Origin of the sequence: Terribacillus sp. JSM ZJ617, assembly GCF_044383785.1 — a bacterium.
Lineage (GTDB): Bacteria > Bacillota > Bacilli > Bacillales > Amphibacillaceae > Terribacillus.
Window position 1 is genome coordinate 318,047 of the sequence record NZ_JBISEQ010000001.1, and the last position, 22,495, is coordinate 340,541.

A 22,495-nucleotide genomic window follows, 5' to 3' on the forward strand; every position below is an offset into this window, starting at 1 on the left:
CTTAGATATGGAGGATACTCCAGTCTGAAATTAGGAGAGAAAAGCGCTCAGCCTCGTAGTGTTGAGCGCTTTTATTTTCGTTTGCACGTGAATATTCGTTAATGTAAGGTCTCGAGCATCGAACTGAGTCTGCCGCAACTGAACGGAATACATCTGATATAATGTACAGGCATAAGTTATAAAGGGATATATGAGAATAGGCAGCTGAAATTATGGTTTAATAGCTCCTAATTCGCGTAATGGAATCCACATTACTTTCGTACAAAAGAACATAGTCAAATCCATGATGTGGATTTCAGCAGTTAGGGGTTAGCAGGTATGATTATTGGTATATTAATATGTGCCATTGGTTTACTGCCATTGTTTTTAGCGTTGAGCATAGGCAAAGTTTACAATGAAACAAAGCTGTCGACAGGAATGATCATATATATGATCCTGATCACCATTTGGCAGCTGGATATCGGAGTTCTTTATTTTAAGGATGTTCTGTCGGAAGATATGATTCTATTTCTATTCAAGCTGTTTCGTGCGGGGCCGACATTCGGGCTCCCTATTGTATTATATGTAGCTTACCGGATTATCAAAGACCAGCCATCAATGGTGAAAAAGAGGAATTGGCTGACGAATGTTTCGTATGCTTTTTTCACCAAAAAAGCACTGATTGGCTTCACGATATGGAGTGCTATCGTGTATGTGATAAATTGGACGGACTTAGGAATAAAAGGATTGACTGTTACCCAGGAGAGGTATACTGGTGTTTACTATTTTCCTGATTATGGGCCGCTATTTTGGGTGTTCTTCATACACATGGCTATCATTGTGATTTTCTTAGTAGTTATGCCTGTATTGTCGAAGAGAATTCGGAATTCACACTTCAAGAACTTCCTTATGGGTTTTTCATTCAATGCATTGCTGCTGGTCATACCAGGAATTCTGAACTTTTTTCCTTTAACCGGCGTTCTTACTAGCAGCATTGGTGTAATACTATTTTCGGTTGCGAGCATGCATATTTTTGTAAAGCTGAATGTAGATTTGAAGGCTCATTCTCATGAATTATTGGAAAAACAGAAAAAACTAGACTACACGGGTCATTTGACTGGCAGTTTGATTCATGAAGTGAGGAACACAAACTCTATTATTAAAGGTTTCTCAAGTATAATGGACAAAAATGGTTCCCTGGATGAAAGTGATAAACGGAAACTGAAAATGATAGGTGATGCATCTGACCATTTAGAGCAGCTTACAGATAATTATAGTGCGTACATGAGGTCGTCAGCATTGATCTATAAAACAGATGATCTTGCGAAGATAATCCAAGAATCCATTGCATTTACAGACGGAATGCTGCAAGAGAACAAAGTTGAGTTGGAGTTCATAAATATCTATTCACCACTGAATGTTTATCTGAATAGTGCAAACTTAAAACAAGTATTTATAAATTTGATCAAAAATAGCGTGGAAGCAATGCCGGAAAACAGGACAGAAAAGAAGATAACAATCAGCACAGAGATTGATGATAGGAATATCATCATACACTTTATCGACACTGGGGTGGGTATACATCCTGAGAACTGGTTGAGTGTATTTGATCCCTTTATTTCGCTGGGAGATAAAGAGCAAGGAATGGGATTAGGTCTGGCGTTTGTGAAGAAGATGATGACTGAACACTTAGGGGATATAAGTATAGTCGACAGTTCATCGACTGGCACGCATTTCAAGCTTGAAATACCACAAGAAGGCATGCTGAATGGTGGTAAATAAAATCCTTGGATTCATGAAGCATTTGATAATATGAAAAAGGAAGCTCAACATTTAGCGTTGAGCTTCTTTTTGTTTCAACTACATCTGAATATGCGAAACCCCAACTTATCTTTATTTCGCTGCATGATTTCCTTGTGTTTTTCCAATATCTCTAACAATGCATCATCGATAGATTCTGATAGGGAGTAATCAGCAGCGTTCTGTTCATCAACCTGATCCAATGTTGGTTGGTATTTCGTTATATCAACTTGCTGAAATCCAGCTTTTCTAAAGGCTGTCAGCCATTCATCCTCCGTTAATAATTGTGGGAAGCGATAAAAATCCACAATAGAAGACCGTTCTTCTTCTGAAATTGTTTGCTCCAATACAGTTTCGATTGCGAATAATCTTCCGTTCGGCTTCAGCACTCTTTTGAGCTCACGAATAGCGGAGGCAACATTGGTAAAGGAAAGGACGGATTCGGAGAGGGCCATATCAAAATGCTTATCCGGGTAGGGGAGATTTTCAGTGTCTCCGTGTTTGGCTTCAATCGGTAGATTTAAACTTGAGAACCTTTGCTGGGCTTTCTCCACCATTATGCTGCTGTTGTCTAAGGCACTAACACTGGAGCCGAATTGCTGAGCTAGGTAAGCAGCAGTTTGCCCCGTGCCGCATCCTGCGTCCAGAAGTATTGTATCACTACTGATTTTCTCCTCATCCAAGATTTTCTTCGTTAATTGTAATCCGCCGGGATGGGCGCCACCCACTCCAAATAATGCGAGACAATCAAGATATGTGTAATTCAAACGTAACCCCTGCCTTTATATGACATCATTGCAATATGCTATGAATACAGAAAAGTTTTGTGCCAATAGTCTTCATACTGAATAAATTGGTGGTGTTAGGGGGGAGGAAATGAGCGTAATCAGAACGGATGAATGGCTGCTTGAAAATTATGAAGATCCACTCGCACTTTGCGAGAAGCTAACTGCACTTTTTGCTGACGCTTCTGCAGCTGAAATATATGATTACTTCATACGGCATGGCATGTACCGTCCGATAAGGAAAAAGCGTAAACAGCTGGATCAAAAGGTGTGGGAGATCGTGCGGCAGGACGAGGCATTTCTGCAAAAGGAGTGGGAAGGTCCGGATATACCTATCTATATCTTCCCTTCAGATGCCCGTAATAAATGGCTGCAAAAGCAATTGGGCGGTAAATCCGGTTTAGCATTCAAGGATAAGCTCTTTTTATTTTTATCACCAGAAAATACAGAAGAGGAGATAAAAGCAATATTCACGCATGAGTATAATCATGTTTGCCGACTGAATCGCTTTGATAAGAGCGAAGAGATGTACACTTTGCTGGATGCGATTGTATTAGAGGGGATAGCTGAAAATGCTGTTACGGAAAGATTGGGAGAGGAACTGACTGCCAGGTGGGCATCGTTTTATCCGGATAAGAAAATCGAGAAAATGTGGTCTGATTATATTGTTCCGAAGCAGGAGCTTTTGCCGAAGGATGATGAATATCAAGCTATTTTATTTGGTCATCGCAGGTATCCAAAGATGCTAGGGTATTGTGTTGGTTATCATGTAGTCAAAAATTATATGGAAAGATACAGCTTATCCAGTGAAGACTTGCTGTCTGTCGAAGCCAGTGTAATTGCCGGAGATATGTAAGGGTTTATGGAGCTTATGCTTACATATCCTGTGAGAACTCCGGAGACATGGACATGAAGAAAGCCCGGCTGCACCAATTCCAGGCTTTTTCATGCTGTCATACGGTAATCAAATTTATATGGAATACGGCTATATAGTCAGATCCAGAATAGAGAAAGCAAGGCTATTCCTGCGATGGCTCCAAAAGCTACTCCAAAACCAAAGCCAAAGCCGCGCCCAAAACCACCGCCATAACCGCCGCCATACCCATTTCCGTAGCCTCCGTAACCGAAGCCTCCTAGATTTCTGGAGCGGCCCATAGGCTGCAAATATACACGATCCCGGTCTACCCGCTGGATGATTCCTCTATGGACTTTTCCGTCATGGCAACGGATTTCAACAGCTTTACCGGTATACTTTTGGCATAATGAACGATATTGTCCAACTGACATATCTTCACCTCCATTATTTTAGGATACAGGGTATTATATGTCCTTGATAAAATATTGAAGGGTACAAGTATCTTAGGGGTTTAGCGGAATCTTGGTGAACAGCACATAAAATGCTGAAATGCTGGTGTTAGTAGAAATGACGAGCCCGGAGACGAAATTAGGATTTGACAAAAAATCTAACAAGGAATAGAATAATGACTATTCAACAGAATCTAAATAACTTAATAATAGAGCTATGAATGCTATGGATCACACTATAGCAGGAGCAGCTTCTGGAGAGACCGCCATTTGCGCGGCGCCGAAGGGTTCACAATCTCAGGCAAAAGGACAGAAGAGTATCGGATATGTATTTGTGTTGTGCTGCGCGCGTATGACCAATAGTATTTGTTATTCTTGTGATCAAGAGATTGGAGAGCCTCCAATCTCTTTTTTTATTGGGTTGAAATGAAGGAGGAGCTAGAGTTGGCACAACAAGAGTTAAAGAGGGACTTATCCAATAGACATGTACAGCTTATCGCTATTGGCGGTACGATTGGTACCGGATTATTTTTAGGATCTGGAAAAGCAATACAGCTGGCAGGTCCCTCTATCATCTTTGCTTATTTGATCGTAGGTATAGCGCTGTTTTTCGTGATGCGAGCACTAGGGGAACTGCTGTTATCGCAAGCAGGCTATCAATCTATTACAGACATTGCCGAAGACTATCTCGGACCTTGGGCATCGTTTTTGACGGGATGGACGTATTGGTTTTGCTGGATCATGACAGCGATGGCAGACGTAATAGCTGTCGGGGTGTATGTGAACTATTGGTTTGATATCCCGCAATGGATACCTGCACTTATCTGTGTAGTCGTTTTATTAGGGCTTAATCTATTAACGGTAAAGCTATTCGGGGAATTGGAGTTTTGGTTTGCCTTGATCAAGGTAGTGACGATTCTTGCGCTAATTGGAATAGGTATTTTTCTGTTGGTGATTGGATTCCAGACAGATGCAGGAACCGTATCGGTTACAAATTTGTGGGAGCATGGCGGACTGTTTCCAAATGGAATCTCCGGCTTCTTGCTAGCCTTCCAGATGGTAGTCTTTGCATATGTCGGAGTGGAACTGATTGGGGTATCAGCAGCCGAAACAGCCAACCCAGCTAAGAACATCCCATCTGCGATCAATAAGATACCATTACGAATTCTATTTTTCTATGTTGGAGCACTACTCGTTTTATTAATGATAAACCCATGGACAGAGCTGAATGCAGCAGAGAGTCCGTTCGTAAAAACATTTAGTTTGGTTGGTATCCCAATCGCTGCAGGTATCATCAATTTCGTCGTCTTAACATCCGCAGCATCAGCCGGGAATAGCGGCATGTTTTCCACAAGCCGCACCTTATATAATTTAAGCAAGCAAGACCAGGGGCCATCCCAGCTTGCTAAACTGAATAAAAAGCACGTCCCAGCGAATGCCTTATGGCTATCAGCGATTGTCGTATCAGTAGGAGCGCTCTTAAGCAAACTCATCCCAGAACAAGCCTTTGGAATTGTCACAAGCATTAGTGCTATCTGTTTTATCTGGGTTTGGAGCATCATTCTTATCTGTCATATTAAATATAAGAAAACACGTCCGAAATTGCAGAAGAAATCAACATTTAAGGCACCATTTACGCCGTTTGTGAACTATGCTGTGCTGGCGTTGTTTGCAGGGGTTCTTGTTATTATGTTGGTTGCTGATGAGACACGGCCCGCGTTGTTGCTGACGCCGGTGTGGTTTGTTTTGTTGTTTGGGTTGTATTGGGGGAGAGTAAATAAAGAATAAAAAAATTATATAGTAAGTAAAGTGAGAAATGATATCTAGCTGAATTAGTTTGATATCTAACAAACATAGATAGAATTACCAACCCAAGGATCGGTGATTCTATCTAACTATAAGTTAAGTTTATTTAACGAATGACCACAGCATAACGTAAGAGTAGTATCTCAGAGTACCAGTTTTAAGGCATCAACTAACATCGCATCGAAGGATTCGAATGATTGAATGTGCGTGCCGGAGGGCTTATCAAGTTCTACATATCTGGTTTCTTTTGTGTCATAAGCGTACCACGCGGTATCAGAGTCACCAAAAAATATATACTGCTTCTGCCAGTCATTTTCATACCACAATTCGTTTGTTTCTATAAAGCCATGAACATCTTCAGTTACTGGATTATCCAGAAAAGATTCATCTACCCCATAAATTACAAGACCATTAAAGTCTAAGCCATTTACATTTTGTAAAAAATCTAGATAACTGTCAGGTATAAACACTTGATCTAATTTCTCTTTTAGACTATTGATCATTTTTGTGATTTCACCCTTTGTTGCAGGTTCACTGAGTGTACTGTCATATTCTTTTTCTATACTTGCTATTTTATTCAGTAATTCTTTCCATCTAGTCATAAAATCTTCCTTTCTGTTATTTAAATTGTTCAGGTGGATAAATTTCATTTTTAAACATAGGCCAGTTTATTTTCTTGCTTTGTGACGGTAGTAAGTCTCTTGTCAAAGAGTTTTGCTCATTGGTTACTACTTTGTGATATGGATCATTTTTTATTAATACAAGGTTTGAAAAATCATTAGTACCTCCATCATCTAATGGAAGGTTATGATGTACTTGCCACCCTTTGGGGTTAAGCCCGTTCTTCATTCTAGCTATATCATTCTCATTTAGACCTGCTTTTTTAAGGTATTCTACTCTTACTGGATCTGTTGAAAATTCTTTTAGGTAGTTCTTTCTTATTGAGCTATTAAATTTCCTTCTCAGCATAGCTGTCTCTTCGGGCAGTCTCTTGGTATAAGTAATCTCTTCTACTTTTACATCTTTTAGATGTATTTTTTCTCCTTTTAATGTACCAATAAACGAGTCATCTTGTTTAGCTCCACTAGCACTTTTTATTTTATTATCCGTACCTTCTTTTACTTCTTTGGATCCTTTTTTAACAGCAGACTTACTATCCCCAAGCTCATCAATGTACTTAGCAAAGTCGGAAATCCCTTCGCCGCCCTTTTTAAGAACCTTCGCCCCTTTACCCCAAGGTGTAAGCATCCCTAGTGCAAGCAATCGTTCCCCTTTAGTTGCATTTGAATCAAAAACTGTGAAAAAATCTTCGGTGAAGAAATCCCATGTACCCTTTGCGAATTTATCGAACCCGGATGGAGGTGCAGAACGCGGATCGGGAATCTTATCAACAAATTCAAAGGATACGCCATCATCGTGCTTGTATTCACGGACAATTCTTCCGTCTTTAAGCGTGTAATAAGTTCCATGCCATTCAAAATGACCATCTGAAACATATTCTTCGTTCTTCTTATAAGGAAACAGCTTTTCAAATTCTTCAGCCGTTATCTCCGCTTTCTCACCAGTCGCAAGAGCATTTCTGCCTTTTGCCATCAGCTTAAACTCGTTATGATATGAGAAAAACTCACTGTTGAATTGGGTTATATTAAACTTATCTACAGTAATACTATTCTTATCAATCGCACTCCTCAGTTTAGACACATAGGTCTTCATCTGCTTCATATCATCTTCGGAGTTATCCAGCTTACTGGTAGCATTCGAGTCCATTTCGTACATATTATCAACGTTTTTAGTGATTCTCTTTTTTGCATCGGCAATGGAATCTAGAAAAACATCATCCTTCACATGTGATACGGATGCTAGATCACTGACACTATTAAGCTGCTGATTGATTGCGTCAGTTGTAGCTGATAGGCTGTCCTGTGCTTTCTGCATTTTACTGGTCAGTTCTCCTTCCAAAAACTCCTGGCGGATAAAGCCGCTTTCGTTCGGTTCGAAGGAGAGGACTTGCTCATTGACGGTGCTTAGTGCTTCTTCATATTGTACCAAAAAGCTTTCCATGAATTCGAGGAAGGGCTTGTGTGCTTCTTCATAGAAGGAGCGGATGGAATCTGCGGTGTTTCCTGCGAATCCGTCATGAAGGGTTGTAATGCCGTTAAGAGCTTGCTTGACTTGTTCGACGCTTTCTTTTGTTTTGCTGATGAAATCCTTGGTACTGTCAACTTGCTGCTTAATGTCTCGAACATCTAGATTTTTAATGTTGTTCACCACCTGATTTTTCCGTTAGCTATTGTCCTAGTTTGATTATAATAAAGGAAAATTTTGGTGTAAGGGAAAACAGGAAAAACACATCTATATTACCAGTAATCTAAAGAGTTTTTGGGTAATGAGTCCTTGGGAAGCACTTTTGCAATGAATACTATGTAAAGGACACGTAAAAAACACGTTGATGTTGTAGCTTATATAAAAATAAGCTATTAAATTAAAGAGAGGTTCTACTAATCACTATTATGTTTAGTCTAGAGAAAAACGACATGAATAAGATGTTTATAGAACTTGCAATAATGAATTCCAATCCGGAATACAATCTAGTAACTAGAAATAGAAAATCAATTACTATAGCAGATATAAAAACGTCATTTGCTAAGGCGCAATCCTATAAAATGAGACGTATGCTCATCAAAAATGACCACGAGTATATTGGGATCGTCGATTTTACGATGAAAAATCCTTTAGATAATACACCTTGGATAGAGTCATTTGTCATTCATAAGAAGTTTCAGGGCTCGAATACCTCAAAGCAAGCTTATGATTATTTTGAAAGTTTGTTGCGCCGGCAAACGAATACGTGTCGGCTTGCGGTATATAAAAGGAATAAATCAGCTGTTTGTTTTTGGGGAAGGATGGGCTATACGCCGTATGAAATGAAAGTGCGCGAAGGCAAGGTATGTCTTCTCATGGAGAAACGATACTAATCCCCAGCCATTATGAACGGTGAAGTATAAAAATGGATTGATCACTTGGATCAATCCATTTTTATTTTAGAAATCAATATGCCCGAGCAAACCAAACTGTATGTTTTGCTTCCTTGCCGCAATGCAGGCAAGTGTTTTTAGTTGCTGGCGGGTCAAACGGAATGTTCCGTGTAGTGAATTTCGTTTCTTCTTTTACGCCTTCCTCGCAAGCATCATCTCCGCACCAGCCTGCTAGAACCCAGCCGGGAATTTGACCGTTCTGTTCGGACTCTGCCAGATGCTGCTTCAGTTGTTCCATTGTATTGATGTGCGTATGGGAATGCTCTGCGCGGAATGCTTTTGCTTTCTCGAATAGTCGAGTTTGCATCGTTTCAAGTTCTTTTTGAATGTTCTCGACTACAGATTCTAAAGCTACGGCTGCTTTTTCACCTGCATCGCGAGCTTTCATCAAAGCTTGGTTATTCTCTAAATCACGTGGTCCTAGTTCGATGCGAACAGGGACACCTTTTAGCTCCCATTCATTGAACTTAAAGCCAGGAGATTGATCTGAATCATCAAGACGAACGCGGATACCCTGTGCTTTTAGAGCTGCAAAGATTTCGTCTAGCTTCTCCATAATCGCAGGGTTCTTCTTCCATGGACCAACTGGAATCAACACAACTTGCGTCGGTGCGATTCTCGGCGGCAAAACAAGTCCTTGCTCGTCGCCATGGACCATGATGACGGAACCAATCAGACGTGTGGATGTACCCCATGATGTTGTATGCACGTGCGTGTGCTTGTTCTCTTTGTTCAGATATTTGATATCAAAAGCTTCCGCAAATTTTGTTCCTAAGTAGTGGGAGGTACCAGCTTGTACGGCTTTTCCATCCTTCATCATTGCTTCGATAGAGAAGGTGTCGACTGCCCCGGCAAAGCGTTCAGATGGCGTTTTTTGTCCATCGTAAACAGGAATTGCGAGCAATTCTTCCACGACTTGTTTGTAGATGCTGAGCATTTGCATCGTTTCTTTACGTGCATCTTCTTCATCTACGTGAGCCGTATGACCTTCCTGCCATAGGAATTCAGATGTGCGGATGAATGGTAGAGTTTTCTTCTCCCAGCGGAATACATTCGCCCACTGGTTGATTAGTACAGGAAGATCACGATAGCTCTTAATCCAGTTAGAGTATAAATGGCCAATCATCGTTTCCGATGTCGGACGCAATGCCAGACGCTCTTCTAACTGTTCACCAGCAGCTTCAGTCACCCAAGGAAGCTCCGGAGAGAAGCCTTCAATATGATCCTTTTCCTTTTGGAAGAAAGATTCAGGAATTAGCATAGGGAAGTAGGCATTACGGTGACCAGTTTCTTTGAACCGCTTATCCATTTCTTCTTTAATATGCTCCCAGATTTCATAGCCATCCGGCTTGAATGCGATACTGCCGCGGACCGGCGTGTAATCAATTAAATCAGCTTTTTGAATCGTATCAATATACCACTTTGTAAAATCGTTTGTCTTTTGGGACATTGTTTTTCCTCCTTAAAATATAAAAAGCATAGAGAGTCCAGAAAGGACGTCTCTATGCTTAACAGACGTGGTACCACCTTAGTTCAACTTAATATAAGATATTAAGTCCTCTACGTTTGTAACGAAACGACTCGGTTAGTTTTTATCTAACATCTCCGTGGCAGGTTTCAATAAGAAGGGGTGATATAGCTCTCAGCCAATGCTATATTTTCTGTTTCACAATCCTTATTTACTTGGTCACATCATTGATTGGTTATTTATAATTTAATATAGCAAGTTGTTCGGTGGAATTCAATAACATATACCATCCTAAAAATATAGCTTAGTAGTTACATAAGGAGATAATAGGAAAAACACATACATTTTACCAGGATTAAACGAGTTTTTGCGAAAAAAAACAAGGCAGAAGCCTTAGTGATTTTATATAGCGAATCCTATACTGTGAAGTTGAGTATGCTTAAAAAAGGAGTCCATTATGTCACTATTTAAAAGAAAAGCCACTATTAATGAAGAGACATTAATAAAGCTCATACGGAAACTTGAGAAGACTTTCGTCGCAAAGGACATAGACAAGCTAACTGATATGTTTCATCCAGACCACAGGGATATGTCATTTTTGAACCATTTCAGCTTAATGATGACCTTCCAGATTTATAATGTCGAATCACAGTTACTTAACTTTGAAATCTTGGAACAATCGGAGCAGGAAGCCGCATTTACTTATACGCGTAAGCATATGTACACGTGTGTCAATGAAGCGGATGAGAATGGGGATAATCCGAATAATATAACCAGTTTCTATGTACAGGTGCAGGCAGAAGGGAGGAATATCTGGGTCACAAGATATCAGAAGTATAGTGAGGTATTCCTTGATGGAAAAGGCGATAGGCTGCCAGATGCAAAGTCAGTTGTACCGGCTCGAGCTGATTACTTTGAAAACATGGAGCGTTTCCTTCCGGCATTTACATTGGAAAACTTACTTCCTGTTACTTATACAATGTACAACGGTAGTGAAATGCTTATGTACACCTCAGCTGAGGAAATATACGCATATAACACAAAAGAAACATTCACGATCGATTATTATGAAGAAATGGAAGCACCGTCTATAGCAGATCATACGGCGACCTATCTTCAATCCAATGAGATAGAGTTTGGGGAAGTGTTAGCGCAGGAAAAGAATTATTGCATTGTAGAAACGAAAGTTAGAAAAAAAGGATGTCTGCAGCATGAGATCGTGCTTAGTATTTCTGCTGCAGATGGATTCTATATGATGCGGTATGTAAAGGATGATAATGATAATCTGATTGAACCAAATAGACGTAAAGAGTGGGTGAAACAGATGCTGGCTGCTACATCATATATTTAATTAAGTATCTAAGATGAAAGTTGTTAAGTGTCGTAACGATTCAACTAATGGGTATTTAATCGTTCCAGAAAAAAACGAAAGACCTTTATAGATGCAGATAAACAAGCACCCAGCTTCCAATAACGAATACACTGTAAACGTTAAAGGATATAAGTATGGGGGAGAAGTTCATGTATTATTTCAATAGAGAATTTCCTAATCAGGTTCCAAATCACAACACTTATATAACACCAGAGGATACATATCTCAGACAAAATTACAATCCATCCTATGGATATGTGCAACACAACAATCAGCCAAAGGAATGTTATACACAAAGAGAAGTTGAATTGATGCGTAATGAACGGAGCCTTTGGGAAGAGCATGTTGCTTGGACGCGAATGGCTATCATCAGTCTTACTTTCAATTTGCCAGATGTGAATTTTGTTTTAGCGCGTCTCTTGAAAAATGCGGAGGATATGGGGAATATGTTCCGCCCGATTTATGGAGATAATGCTGCCAACATGTACGCAGCACTAATTAAAGAGCATCTCTTGGTGGCAGCAGATCTGGTGAAGGCTGCGATCGCGGGCAATACTCAGGCTGCAAATGAAGCAGAAAGAAAATGGTATGAAAATGCGGAAAAAATAGCTGTTTTCCTTAACAGTGTAAACAGGTTTCTGCCAGTGGAGCAGGTGAGAGGAATGTTTTATCAGCATTTGGCCCTAACGAAGCAGGAAGCTGTATACATGATCAATAAGGATTACGAAAAGGACATTGCAGTATATGATCAAATTGAAAAACAAGCAAGAGAAATGGCTGACATGATTTCGGACGCTATGATAAAACTATATCCGGATTTGAGAGGCTGAGCTGGAATTCCAATTGGTACTGAAGTGGCTGAATTACAGCCGCTTTTTTTGTTTTTCTCTATAAGGAAATCATCCTTATCTCAAATTGAAATTATTTTTCTGTCAATCCCACATTTTACTTGTTTAAATTTGAAAAATATAGCCGATATATGTTAAGCCACTGTAAACGGGAAACGCATCATTATTACATTCGAGCTAATTTCACGGCGGTAGTGGTTAGAAAACTTCAGGAGGGTGACTAATGAGAGTCATCAATCGTCTTAAGCTTGGCACAAAAATTAATTTACTTGTGTTAACAGTAGTCCTACTATTCGCTGGAATTATCTCGTATGTGGTAATGAATAATATGACGCATGGAATGAAAGGAATTGCATTAGAAAAAGCTAAATCGGATTTGCAGCTTGCCGAAGAATATATTGATGCAGTTCATCCCGGTTCCTGGGAAATCAGGGATGGTGCCTTGTACAAAGGTGAAACCAAAATGAACGACAACTTTGATCTTGTTGATCGAATAGGGGAATTGACAGGGGATACCGTAACGATCTTTCAACAGGATACTCGTGTTGCTACGAATGTAATGACAGATGGGGAACGCGCTGTCGGAACACAGGTTTCAAATGCAGTTAAACAAGCTGTTATTGAGAAGGAAGAAAACTATTATGGGGAAGCTGAGGTAGTCGGGAACAGTTACCAGACAGCTTATTCACCAATAAAAAATGACCAGGGAGAAGTTGTTGGCATATGGTATGTCGGGGCTTCGGATAGCATGGTTGCATCAAGTATTGCTGATTTCACAAAAATATTCCTTGCAGTCTTGGTCATCGTGGTGATTGTAGCCATCGTGGTGGTACTGTTCTTCACCCGAGGTATTAAGAAAAGACTGGGTCGCATCTCTCAGGCGATGCACAATGCAGGTAAAGGTGATTTTTCTGATGTTGTTGAGGATTCTTCAAACGATGAAATTGGACAGCTGACAATGAATCTAAGCGAGATGCGAGAGAATCTGTCAGATATTATGAAAACAATCGCTGAGACATCTGATCAAGTTGCGGCTTCATCTGAAGAATTGACGGCTAGTGCAGAAGAAAGCTCTAAATCTGCAGAACTCATAGCCGCGGCAACTCAGACAGCAGCTAATGGTACAGAGCTCACCATGCATCATGTGGAAGAAGTAGTAGCGTCTGTTGAGCATATGCAGACACGTGTAAAAGAGGCACAAACGAACAGCCAATCGATCATGTCATTATCAAATACTGCATCCCGCAATTCGCAGGATGGAACTGAAGCTGTGCTTGCTGTTGTAAAACAGATGAGTGAAATCAATAACTCTGTTACCGAAATTGGTTTATTCGTTAATGGGCTAGATAAAAAATCAAAAGAAATCGGGACAATTGTCAATTTGATCAGTGATATTTCAAATCAAACGAATCTACTGGCGTTGAATGCGGCAATTGAAGCCGCCAGAGCTGGTGAGCAAGGCAAAGGCTTTGCTGTAGTTGCGGATGAAGTAAGAAAACTAGCTGAGCAATCGGCTAATTCCACACAGCTGATTGCTTCTCTCATTTCGGATATCCAAATAGAAACAGATAAAGCTGTTTCAGCCATGCAGCACGGTGCAGAAAATGTGGAAGAAGGCATCCGAAAAACAGAAAACGTAAATGATTCATTCCAGTCTATCAAACAGGCTATTGATCAAGTGACAAACAACGTCCAAGAAGTCTCTCAAACAATTAAAGGAGTCTCAGCCGGAAGTAAAAGCATTGTAGGAGTAATGGACAAAGTCAAGATGACTGCACGTGAAAATGCTGAATCCAATGAAACGAATGCAGCTGCATCACAGCAGCAATCTGCCGCTATGGAAGAGATTTCTGCTTCGTCAGAAGCTCTTTCGGGAATGGCGATGGATTTACAAGCAGCATTGGCGAAATTTAAATTCTAAAGGAACAGCCTCCTGTATATAGGAGGCTGTTTTTTATTTGGGGACCATGTCAAAGATCAGAAATAAAACAAAATCAGCTCTAGTTTTCCCGTATACTGTACGTATATAAAATGTGATACCTCGAGAGAAAGAAGTGAAAAAATGAATGAATCGATACTGCTAGTTGAGGACGATACACAAATTAATGAGATGGTCGCCACTCATTTAAAGAAGGAAGGATATACGGTTTTCTCCGCATTTGACGGGCAGGCGGCGTTGAATCTGTTTGCGCAGGAAAGTGTAGATCTAATTATTCTTGATTTGATGCTGCCTGCTTATAACGGGCTGGATATTGTGCAGCTGATCAGGCGTGAGAGCATGCTGCCGATACTTATCATGTCTGCGAAGGATAGTGATGTGGATAAGGCGCTGGGTCTTGGATTTGGTGCAGATGATTACATAGGAAAGCCATTTTCGCTCATTGAATTAACCGCGAGGGTGAAGGCGGCGCTGCGGCGGTCGAAGCAGTATAGTCAGCCATACGAAGAGAAGGAGCAAGTCGTGAGTGTGCATGATTTACGTATTGATTTGAATAACTTCTCTGTCAGCAAAAAAGGGGAGCCTGTTAATCTGACAGCAAAGGAATTCCAGATTTTACGCTTGCTTGCAACAAGTCCAAATCAAGTATTCACAAAAGGACAGCTGTTTGAAAGTGTGTGGAAGGAAGCCTATTACGGGGATGATAATGTCATTAATGTCCATATCCGCAGATTGCGGGAGAAGGTTGAGGATGATGCATCTGCTCCTAAGTATATAAAAACGATATGGGGCATTGGTTACAAGATGGAGATAAACACATGATTTATGTTGTTGCCTTTTTGGTAGTGTGCATAGGTATTTTGCTGTTTCTGCACTTTCGGACAAAGAAGAAAATGAGCAGGCAACTGCAGTATATGACCGAGAAACTCAAAGCTATCACTGCAACGGATTCCGCTGAGCGGTTATTGCTCGTGACGGAAGATCAGCGTTTGCGCGATTTGCTGAACGAGATTAATAATTTGCTGGATTTTCACCAGGAATCCATGGCAGATCTGGCGCGCCTCCGGATATCCACCAATCGGATGCTCTCGAATGTTTCGCATGATTTGAAAACACCGCTCACTGTTATTTCTGGATATATAGAGACGATTCAGCATGACAAGCAGTTTAGTGCGCAAGAGAGAGAAGTGCTTCTGGGCAAGGTTCAAGTAAAGGTTATGGAGGTTGCGGGATTGATCAATACCTTCTTTGACCTGGCGAAGCTCGAATCAGAGGATTGGCAGCTGGAAATGGAACGGATTCAGCTGAACGAGATTTGCCGCAAAGCGATACTTGGCTATTACGATACGTTAACAAGTAAGGGATTTGCCGTACATATTGATTTGCCAGAGGAGTCGATTTATATAGAAGCAGATCCGGCTGCGCTGACACGTATTTTGGAAAATCTATTGTCCAATAGCATTCGCTACGGGAAGGATGGAAAAACCGTTGGGATGACCTTGCGTCAGGACGAGGAGAACGTCTATATAGAGGTGTGGGATAAAGGAAGAGGAATTCAGGAAACTGATAAAGATCGGATTTTCGAGCGGCTTTACACAGGGGAGGATGCGAGAACCTCCACAGCGCAGGGCAGCGGTCTTGGGCTGATGATCGCCAAGCGCTTGACGGAGCAAATGCAGGGGAAGATCCATTTCACCAGTATACCAAATACGAAAACCACCTTTACACTTACATTCCCGAAGCCCAAAATAAACGATTACAGCAAACTTAAGAAAGTCGTAAGGATTCCGTAAGTGGAATGACAGTTTCCTTTGGTAAAGTGAAGGAAATCAACGAAAAGGGGTTAGCTTATGACATATGCTATCAGAACGCATCAGCTGACAAAGGGATATCGCGGGAAGGACGTTGTTTCCAATGTCAGTATGAATGTGAAGCGCGGCGAAATATATGGATTCCTCGGTCCGAATGGAGCGGGGAAAACGACCATCATGAAAATGATGACCAGCCTCATCAAACCAACTGCTGGGGACATAGAGGTGCTCGGGACGAGGCTGCAAGCCAATTCTCATGAAGTACTTAAACGAATAGGCTGTATCATTGAATATCCTATTTTTTACGATAAACTATCTGCCGGAAAGAATCTGGAGATCTATTGTGAATATATGGGCTACTACAAGAAGGATGCTATCTCGGAAGCGTTGGCATTAGTGAATCTGAAGAATGTGAAAGACATTCCGGTCAGAGAATTTTCGCTTGGAATGAAACAGAGATTGGGAATTGCGAGAGCAATCGTGACAAAGCCAGAGCTATTGATTTTAGATGAGCCGGTGAATGGCTTGGATCCGATCGGCATGCAGGAGCTGCGGGACTTGTTTTACAAGCTCAGCAGACAGTACGGTATCACGCTTTTGATCTCCAGTCACATTCTTGGAGAAATCGAGCAAATTGCCGATACAATCGGGATTATCCGTGAAGGCAAGTTGATTGAAGAAACATCCATGGCAGAAATACGAGGCAATCACACAGAGCATATCGAGCTTTCGGTATCCGACTATCCAAAAGCAGCTTATGTATTGGAGCATGAGCTTCAAGCGAAAAACTTCCAAGTGAAAGAAGAAGAGGATCTGATCAACGTCTACGATCCTGCTATCTCCCAGAACGATATTATACTGGCGATGGTTCGTAATGGCGTCGAAATCGGGAAGATCAACAATAAAAATTTATCACTGGAAGGCTATTTCATGCAGCGGATGGAAGGGAGCAAAAAACATGCTTAATCTGATGAGGTTAGAAATGAAGAGAATGAACTTCCTAACAGTAGGTGTGACATTCCTTTCAATAAACGCTGGAATACTTGGTATCCTTCTATTGCTTGGAGTTGATACGGAAATAACCGCTGATTCTATTGCCAGCGCAGATGAAATTATGATGTTTATTGAGGTTATGGCGGTAGCTGCATTTGTCATTTATGCCTCGGTTCTGCTATCGAACATGGTTATTGAGGAGTTTAAGAGTAAAACGATAACAGTCCTGTTCACGACACCTGTTAGTCGGAAGCAATTGCTCATGGCTAAAGTGATTGTCATAAGCTTATTAACATTTGTATTGTTTCTAGTATCGGTATTTCTGCTATCGATTATTTTCGGTCTGCTGAATAACATATACGGAATCTTGTGGTTTTCATTCCCGATCAATCTACTATGGGAAAACACGGGGCATCTGTTGGTCACTGGGATTTCAGTGGCGGGAATGTCGCTTATTCCATTGTTTTTCGGAATGAGGAAATATTCTGTACCTGCTACGATCACATCCTCAATTTTGATTATTGTTATTTTATCTTCTTCGATTAATAGCGATGGCACGAATTTATTCTCTTTCACTGCTGTGCCGGTAGTGCTTGGTATCATAGGGTTCATCATTGCTTATCTTGTTATTGGTAAGGCAGTGAAGAAAGACTTCTAGGTATGGCAGATTTTTGTATGGTAGGAAGAGCAGATATGAGATATAAACGGCATCCAGATAAGGGGATGCCGTTTTTGTATGGGCGATACCTTGAATCATGAATAATACAAGTTCACGTTTATATCCTGATCATGGTTGCCGAACCCCTGACCAAATAACGTCAGTCCCCCAACATGCTTAGCATCAGGCTCAACTGCAAGCTTAATTTCTATAAGATGATGCGATTCAAGTCCTAGATCCTCAATAGTCACGTCAGACAAAAACTCTCCGTCAATATGAGTAGACCCATGATTGATTCGCAGATGCTTCAGCAAACCGTATTGACTGTTTGTATCCTCCCACCAGTCTGGTGTATAAAAACCTCTTACATCCGAGAAGTTCCCTGGACATGTCCACGTGCCTACTTTGATGTTATTGATATAAAAGCTGATATCGCTCGGCCAGACATTATTGGAACCGGGGAATTCAGATGCTATTTCCAAGCTGATTTCAAGCATCTCTGGTTTTTCACTTTTCTTTAATAGATTCGGCACTTTATATACCACATAGCCCGAAGAGAGCCACAGTAAAGAAGCATCCATACGTCCGCCGTCCATGAAATATTTCGGATCATCAAGTCTGCCAATTATCTTTTCAGTGCTTGCTAGTCCGCAGGTTGGCTGGACGGAATAATCCGTATAGTGGCCAAGTTTTAGATGGGTCATCCTGTTTTCAAATTTCGAATAGATTTTCTTTGGCAGCTTGATTTCGATATTATCCACATTCAGCTGGATTATCTTCTGCTGGCCGGATTTTCCGATTGCCTTGGAAGAAGTAACTAATTGAGCTTGCTCTAGTTTTTGGATATGTCGGGTAACAATCGCATTGCTGATTTCGAGTTTGGCAGCAAGCTGACTGATATTCAGGTCCTCGACAGAAAGCAATTCAAGTATTTTCAAGCGTGTTTCGCTCGCTAAACACTCATAAACATTTAATGATTTTTGACTAAGATCAAGCTGCATGCTGTTACCTCCGGCTGTTTTTTTCTAATTGTCCCGCTTGTTGCGTGAAAAGACAATTGGAGTTTTTATATTTTATTTATTTCCAGTTAACGAAAGACTTCCTGAGGGTTGTCGTAATAGCTTTTTTTATTGATTAAGTTTTGTCATTGCGTGTTATTAACTGAAAAGACAATTAAATTGTGTGTTGACAACAAAGGTTTTGTAATCAATAATACAAATTGTAAGCACTTTCATTATAACTTAATTAACCAATTAGTTAAAGTGTAAAGGGGGTGATAAAGATTTATCAGTAGCCTTCCGCTTTCATCTTTAATGCATATTCTCTGAATGGAACAAGAGTTGGTTAAAGATGGTTTCTCGTGATCGTTCATATTGATAACGCTTACATTCTTAATCTGCTTGAATCAAGGGGAGATCAAAATCAGAAAACGAATCAGCGCAAAGATATTGGTGATTGCAATAGCAGCTGCTGTTATTTCAGTCATAGGGATAAGGAGCGTTCTTTCGATGATACAAGAAAAGAAAATGGCTTATACCAACCCAGTAGAAGGGATAACGAATATCGGTGATCCGTTTGTGTTAAAGGATGAGGATTCAGATAAGTATTACATGTATGCTACCTCGGCTGCTTCTATAGGTTTTCGGGTTTGGGAGTCGGATAATATGGTCGACTGGGAAGAAGAAGGGCTGGCATTTGATAGTACGGAGCAGGAGAAGCAATGGGCAACCGGTGACTTTTGGGCACCTGAGGTTATCAAGCACGGTGACCAGTATATGATGACGTACAGTGCCCGCAATAAGGATGGCAGCTTGCGAATCGCTGTAGCTTCCAGCTCCGATCCGCTAGGTCCGTTTACAGATATGAATGCGGATATCATTCAAGAACAAGGCTCTTATATAGATGGTCATATTTTTATCGATGATGGAATTCCGTATTTATATTATGTGAAAGACTGCTCGGAAAACATCATAGACGGAAATCATGTAAGTCAAATATTCGTACAGGAGATGACGGAGGATCTGACAGCGTTAAAAGGAGACCCTCAATTATTGTTGCAGCCGGATCAAGAATGGGAAGGACTCCAGGATGACTATCAATGGAATGAAGGGCCGTTTGTGCTGAAGGAAGAGGATAAATATTATCTCATGTACTCGTCGAATTACTTTGCAAGTGCTGATTATGCTGTCGGATATGCAGTTGCGGATAATCCAAGGGGTCCTTTTAAAAAGGCGGAAGAAAATCCGGTTCTGGCTAAGGACTTGGAGAACGGAATATCTGGTCCAGGGCATAACAGCGTGACTATCGGTCCTGACGGAGAGACTTTGTATGCTGTATATCACACGCATACATACCCCGAAGCTCCAAGCGGAGACCGGCGGATGAGTATCGATAAGCTGCATTTTGAGGATGGGAAATTGATCATTGAAGGACCTTCTTATAAAGAACAGAAAATAAGTCTAGGGAGAGAATAGGATGAAGAATTTTAAATTGATCCTTATGTTGATTGTGACAGCTTCTTTGTTTCTGAGTGCCTGCAGCAGCAGTGAGGAGTCATCAGGAAGCAGTTCTAATGAGATCCTTCTATGGAGCAGCACTACTGGACCTGATGGTGACCTTATCAAAAAGAATATCGATCAATACAACGAGACAGATCCGGAATTTAAAGTGAAGCTTGTTTCTATGGAGGGCGGCGTATTTAATAACAAACTATCGACAGTCACCCGCTCTGGTAAGGGGGTTCCGGATATTGCACTGATTGCATCGGAATCGGTATCGACCTTCCAATCGCAGGAAATGCTCGAACCTTGGAATCAATATATTGACGGAACGGACGTAAAACAAGAAAACTACTTAGAGGAAGCTTGGAATGTTGGAAATGTCGATGGAGATCAATTCGGCCTTCCGGCGACAATGGGCAGTTGGGTTATGTACTATAACAAAGATTTGGTTGATGAGTATGCCCCGGGTGCAGTTGATGACGGCATCGTGACATACGAAGAAATCGAAGAAGCAGGTGCGGCAGCGAAAGCAGATGGCATCTACTCTTATGGTTTCTCGTGGGCTATGCAGAACTTCAGCAATCTGTACTATCAGATGGGCGGGAAGTTCTCTGAAAATGGCGAGCCGACCATTAACAATGACACAGCTGTTGCAGCAATGGAACAGTTCAAAAGTCTGCATGATGAAGGCTATATGCCGAAAAATGGTGAGGACGTAAACAAACTCTTCAATAACGGCAAATTGATCTTCCTTCCAGAGGGTACATGGATGTTGTCACAAATGGAAAAGATTACAGATTTTGAATGGGGTCAGACATTTACACCGCAATATGATGCGAACAATGTTATCCAAGGAAGCGGTGCTGATCAGTTCGCTATGTTCAAAAGCAAAGAACGTTCCGAAGAGAAAATTGCAGGTACTGTAGCATTCATTGAATGGCTGCAGACGAATCAGCTGGAATGGATCAAATCAGGGGCAAATCCGACAGCACTAGGTATGCTTGAAAATGAAGAATATCTTGAAATGCCACAATCCTTCCTGTTGAAAACACCAGAAGCCCGCGATGCTGTCACTATTATTACAGAGCCTGGTACATCTTATATCTTCACAGAAATTGATAATTCCGGCTGGGATATGATTCAGGGCAAGGTAGAAATTGAAGACCAGTTAGAAAAGATACAACAAATAGTTAATGACAAGATGAGTCAATAAGCAAACATTGGAGCGGAAGAAGATAAGAATTCTCCGCTCCTCTCTATATCGGGGTGAAAACACATGGCAACTGTAGCGGAGAGAAAGATTGGCAAAGAGCAGACGGTAAAGAAGAAGAAGCTGAATCTCTGGCCGGCACTATTCGTCGGACCCCATATGCTCATTTTTATTATTTTCTTTCTGATTCCTTCTGTTTTTGGCGTTTATATTTCATTTACCAAATGGGATTTATTTTCGAGTCCTGAGTTTGTTGGCTTAGAAAACTATAAGACGATCTTATTCGATGCGGAGTCGAGCTTTTCTGCACAGTTTTACAACGGCTTGGAAAATACATTTATCTTTGTGCTTCTCACTGTCCCATTTTGTATCATTGTTCCGTTACTGATTTCGCTGGCCTTATCCGCGCGTCCGAGATTGAACAAGATGTTTCAGTCGCTGTTTTATCTGCCTTCGCTATTCGCTATTTCAGCTGTGATGATTATCTGGCAGTTCCTCTTCAGTGTGACCTATGGTCCTCTTGCAAACTATTTAAATATAACGACGAATATGCTCGATAATCAACCGAATGCTTGGATTGCTTTGGTGCTCGTCACTGTCTGGTGGACAATCGGCGGAAATATGGTCATTTACTTAGCGGCGCTGAATGGGGTGCCCAAGGATTTAATGGAAGCTGCGGATTTGGATGGAGCGAGTGCATTCAAGAAGTTCATCAAAGTGACCTTGCCGAGCATAAAATATCAGATTTTATTTACGCTGGTGATGACGACTATTGCGCAATTCAATGTATACGGACAGCCATTGATGCTGACAGGCGGAGGTCCAAGTGATTCTACACACGTCCTGCTTATGTACATTCAGCAAAATGCATTTGGCTCCGGTATGTCGATTGCTGGTATCTCCTCGGCGATGGCAGTACTGCTCGGCGTTTGTATCATGGTTGTTTCTGCTGTTCAATTCTATCTGCTTAGAGATCGGGATTAGA

20 protein-coding genes, 1 riboswitch and 1 other annotated feature are annotated in these 22,495 nt (G+C 41.1%); of the genes, 14 read left to right on the forward strand and 6 right to left on the reverse strand.

The features are described from left to right. Positions 1-318 precede the first annotated feature (318 nt). Positions 319-1,761 (forward strand): sensor histidine kinase, encoded by a 1,443-nt coding sequence (locus ACH6C1_RS01600; protein WP_374074013.1) that lies wholly within the window; start codon positions 319-321, stop codon positions 1,759-1,761. 74 nt (positions 1,762-1,835) lie between these two features. On the opposite strand, the gene ACH6C1_RS01605 is transcribed toward ACH6C1_RS01600, so the two are convergent. Continuing rightward, positions 1,836-2,546 carry a class I SAM-dependent methyltransferase gene (locus tag ACH6C1_RS01605; protein WP_374074015.1) on the reverse strand — a complete coding sequence of 237 codons (711 nt, stop codon included), beginning with the start codon at positions 2,544-2,546 and terminating at the stop codon, positions 1,836-1,838. Positions 2,547-2,655: 109 nt separating this feature from the next. Between ACH6C1_RS01605 and ACH6C1_RS01610 the strand changes: the two genes are divergently transcribed. Continuing rightward, entirely contained in the window at positions 2,656-3,420 is a 765-nt protein-coding gene (locus ACH6C1_RS01610) for a DUF2268 domain-containing putative Zn-dependent protease (protein ID WP_374074017.1), read from the forward strand. Positions 3,421-3,557: 137 nt separating this feature from the next. Here the strand turns inward: ACH6C1_RS01610 and ACH6C1_RS01615 are convergent, their stop codons facing one another. After that, entirely contained in the window at positions 3,558-3,851 is a 294-nt protein-coding gene (locus ACH6C1_RS01615; RefSeq protein ID WP_374074019.1) for an LSm family protein, read from the reverse strand. Positions 3,852-4,113: 262 nt separating this feature from the next. Next, positions 4,114-4,192: riboswitch (glycine riboswitch) on the forward strand. A gap of 121 nt (positions 4,193-4,313) precedes the next feature. On the opposite strand from ACH6C1_RS01615, the gene ACH6C1_RS01620 reads away from it, so the two are divergent. Continuing rightward, positions 4,314-5,657 carry an amino acid permease gene (locus ACH6C1_RS01620; RefSeq protein ID WP_374074021.1) on the forward strand — a complete coding sequence of 448 codons (1,344 nt, stop codon included), beginning with the start codon at positions 4,314-4,316 and terminating at the stop codon, positions 5,655-5,657. Between the two features lie 161 nt (positions 5,658-5,818). Here ACH6C1_RS01620 and ACH6C1_RS01625 read toward each other — a convergent pair whose 3' ends face one another. Beyond that, positions 5,819-6,277: a YrhA family protein gene (locus tag ACH6C1_RS01625; RefSeq protein WP_374074023.1), complete on the reverse strand. Its 459-nt coding sequence runs from the start codon at positions 6,275-6,277 to the stop codon at positions 5,819-5,821. A gap of 16 nt (positions 6,278-6,293) precedes the next feature. Beyond that, the gene (locus tag ACH6C1_RS01630; protein ID WP_374074025.1) at positions 6,294-7,943 is read right to left on the reverse strand and encodes a T7SS effector LXG polymorphic toxin; all 1,650 of its coding nucleotides are present in this window, start codon (positions 7,941-7,943) and stop codon (positions 6,294-6,296) included. 266 nt (positions 7,944-8,209) lie between these two features. Here ACH6C1_RS01630 and ACH6C1_RS01635 point away from each other — a divergent pair, with 266 nt between their 5' ends. Further along, a complete protein-coding gene (locus ACH6C1_RS01635) occupies positions 8,210-8,650 on the forward strand; it encodes a GNAT family N-acetyltransferase (protein WP_374074027.1) in 441 nt (146 codons plus the stop codon). 73 nt (positions 8,651-8,723) lie between these two features. Here the strand turns inward: ACH6C1_RS01635 and proS are convergent, their stop codons facing one another. Continuing rightward, positions 8,724-10,160 carry a proline--tRNA ligase gene (gene proS / locus ACH6C1_RS01640; protein WP_374074029.1) on the reverse strand — a complete coding sequence of 479 codons (1,437 nt, stop codon included), beginning with the start codon at positions 10,158-10,160 and terminating at the stop codon, positions 8,724-8,726. 39 nt (positions 10,161-10,199) lie between these two features. Then, positions 10,200-10,415, reverse strand: a binding site (T-box leader). 220 nt (positions 10,416-10,635) lie between these two features. Between proS and ACH6C1_RS01645 the strand changes: the two genes are divergently transcribed. The 7 genes from ACH6C1_RS01645 (at position 10,636) to ACH6C1_RS01675 (ending at position 17,799) form a co-directional block, all read left to right on the forward strand. Beyond that, a complete protein-coding gene (locus ACH6C1_RS01645; RefSeq protein ID WP_374074031.1) occupies positions 10,636-11,529 on the forward strand; it encodes a hypothetical protein in 894 nt (297 codons plus the stop codon). A 332-nt stretch (positions 11,530-11,861) separates the two neighbouring features. Continuing rightward, the gene (locus ACH6C1_RS01650; protein WP_374074033.1) at positions 11,862-12,380 is read left to right on the forward strand and encodes an acetylglutamate kinase; all 519 of its coding nucleotides are present in this window, start codon (positions 11,862-11,864) and stop codon (positions 12,378-12,380) included. A gap of 241 nt (positions 12,381-12,621) precedes the next feature. After that, a complete protein-coding gene (locus ACH6C1_RS01655; RefSeq protein ID WP_374074035.1) occupies positions 12,622-14,319 on the forward strand; it encodes a methyl-accepting chemotaxis protein in 1,698 nt (565 codons plus the stop codon). Positions 14,320-14,460: 141 nt separating this feature from the next. After that, on the forward strand, positions 14,461-15,159 hold the full coding sequence (locus ACH6C1_RS01660; RefSeq protein ID WP_374074037.1) for a response regulator transcription factor: 699 nt from the start codon (positions 14,461-14,463) through the stop codon (positions 15,157-15,159). Next, a complete protein-coding gene (locus ACH6C1_RS01665; RefSeq protein WP_374074040.1) occupies positions 15,156-16,130 on the forward strand; it encodes an ATP-binding protein in 975 nt (324 codons plus the stop codon). The genes ACH6C1_RS01660 and ACH6C1_RS01665 overlap by 4 nt, the downstream gene beginning before the upstream one ends. A gap of 57 nt (positions 16,131-16,187) precedes the next feature. Further along, positions 16,188-17,114, forward strand: a complete 927-nt coding sequence (locus ACH6C1_RS01670; RefSeq protein WP_374074043.1) for an ABC transporter ATP-binding protein — start codon at positions 16,188-16,190, stop codon at positions 17,112-17,114. 16 nt (positions 17,115-17,130) lie between these two features. Next, entirely contained in the window at positions 17,131-17,799 is a 669-nt protein-coding gene (locus tag ACH6C1_RS01675; protein ID WP_176465635.1) for an ABC transporter permease, read from the forward strand. A gap of 95 nt (positions 17,800-17,894) precedes the next feature. On the opposite strand, the gene ACH6C1_RS01680 is transcribed toward ACH6C1_RS01675, so the two are convergent. Further along, positions 17,895-18,800 (reverse strand): ArsR/SmtB family transcription factor, encoded by a 906-nt coding sequence (locus ACH6C1_RS01680; RefSeq protein ID WP_374074046.1) that lies wholly within the window; start codon positions 18,798-18,800, stop codon positions 17,895-17,897. A 507-nt stretch (positions 18,801-19,307) separates the two neighbouring features. Here ACH6C1_RS01680 and ACH6C1_RS01685 point away from each other — a divergent pair. From ACH6C1_RS01685 to ACH6C1_RS01695, 3 genes are all read left to right on the forward strand, one after another. Continuing rightward, complete coding sequence (locus ACH6C1_RS01685) at positions 19,308-20,273, forward strand: glycoside hydrolase family 43 protein (protein WP_374074048.1); 966 nt, start codon at positions 19,308-19,310, stop codon at positions 20,271-20,273. Position 20,274: 1 nt separating this feature from the next. After that, positions 20,275-21,513, forward strand: coding sequence for an ABC transporter substrate-binding protein (locus ACH6C1_RS01690; RefSeq protein ID WP_374074050.1), 1,239 nt, complete (start codon positions 20,275-20,277; stop codon positions 21,511-21,513). 63 nt (positions 21,514-21,576) lie between these two features. Continuing rightward, positions 21,577-22,494, forward strand: coding sequence for a carbohydrate ABC transporter permease (locus tag ACH6C1_RS01695; RefSeq protein WP_374074052.1), 918 nt, complete (start codon positions 21,577-21,579; stop codon positions 22,492-22,494). Position 22,495 lies beyond the last annotated feature (1 nt).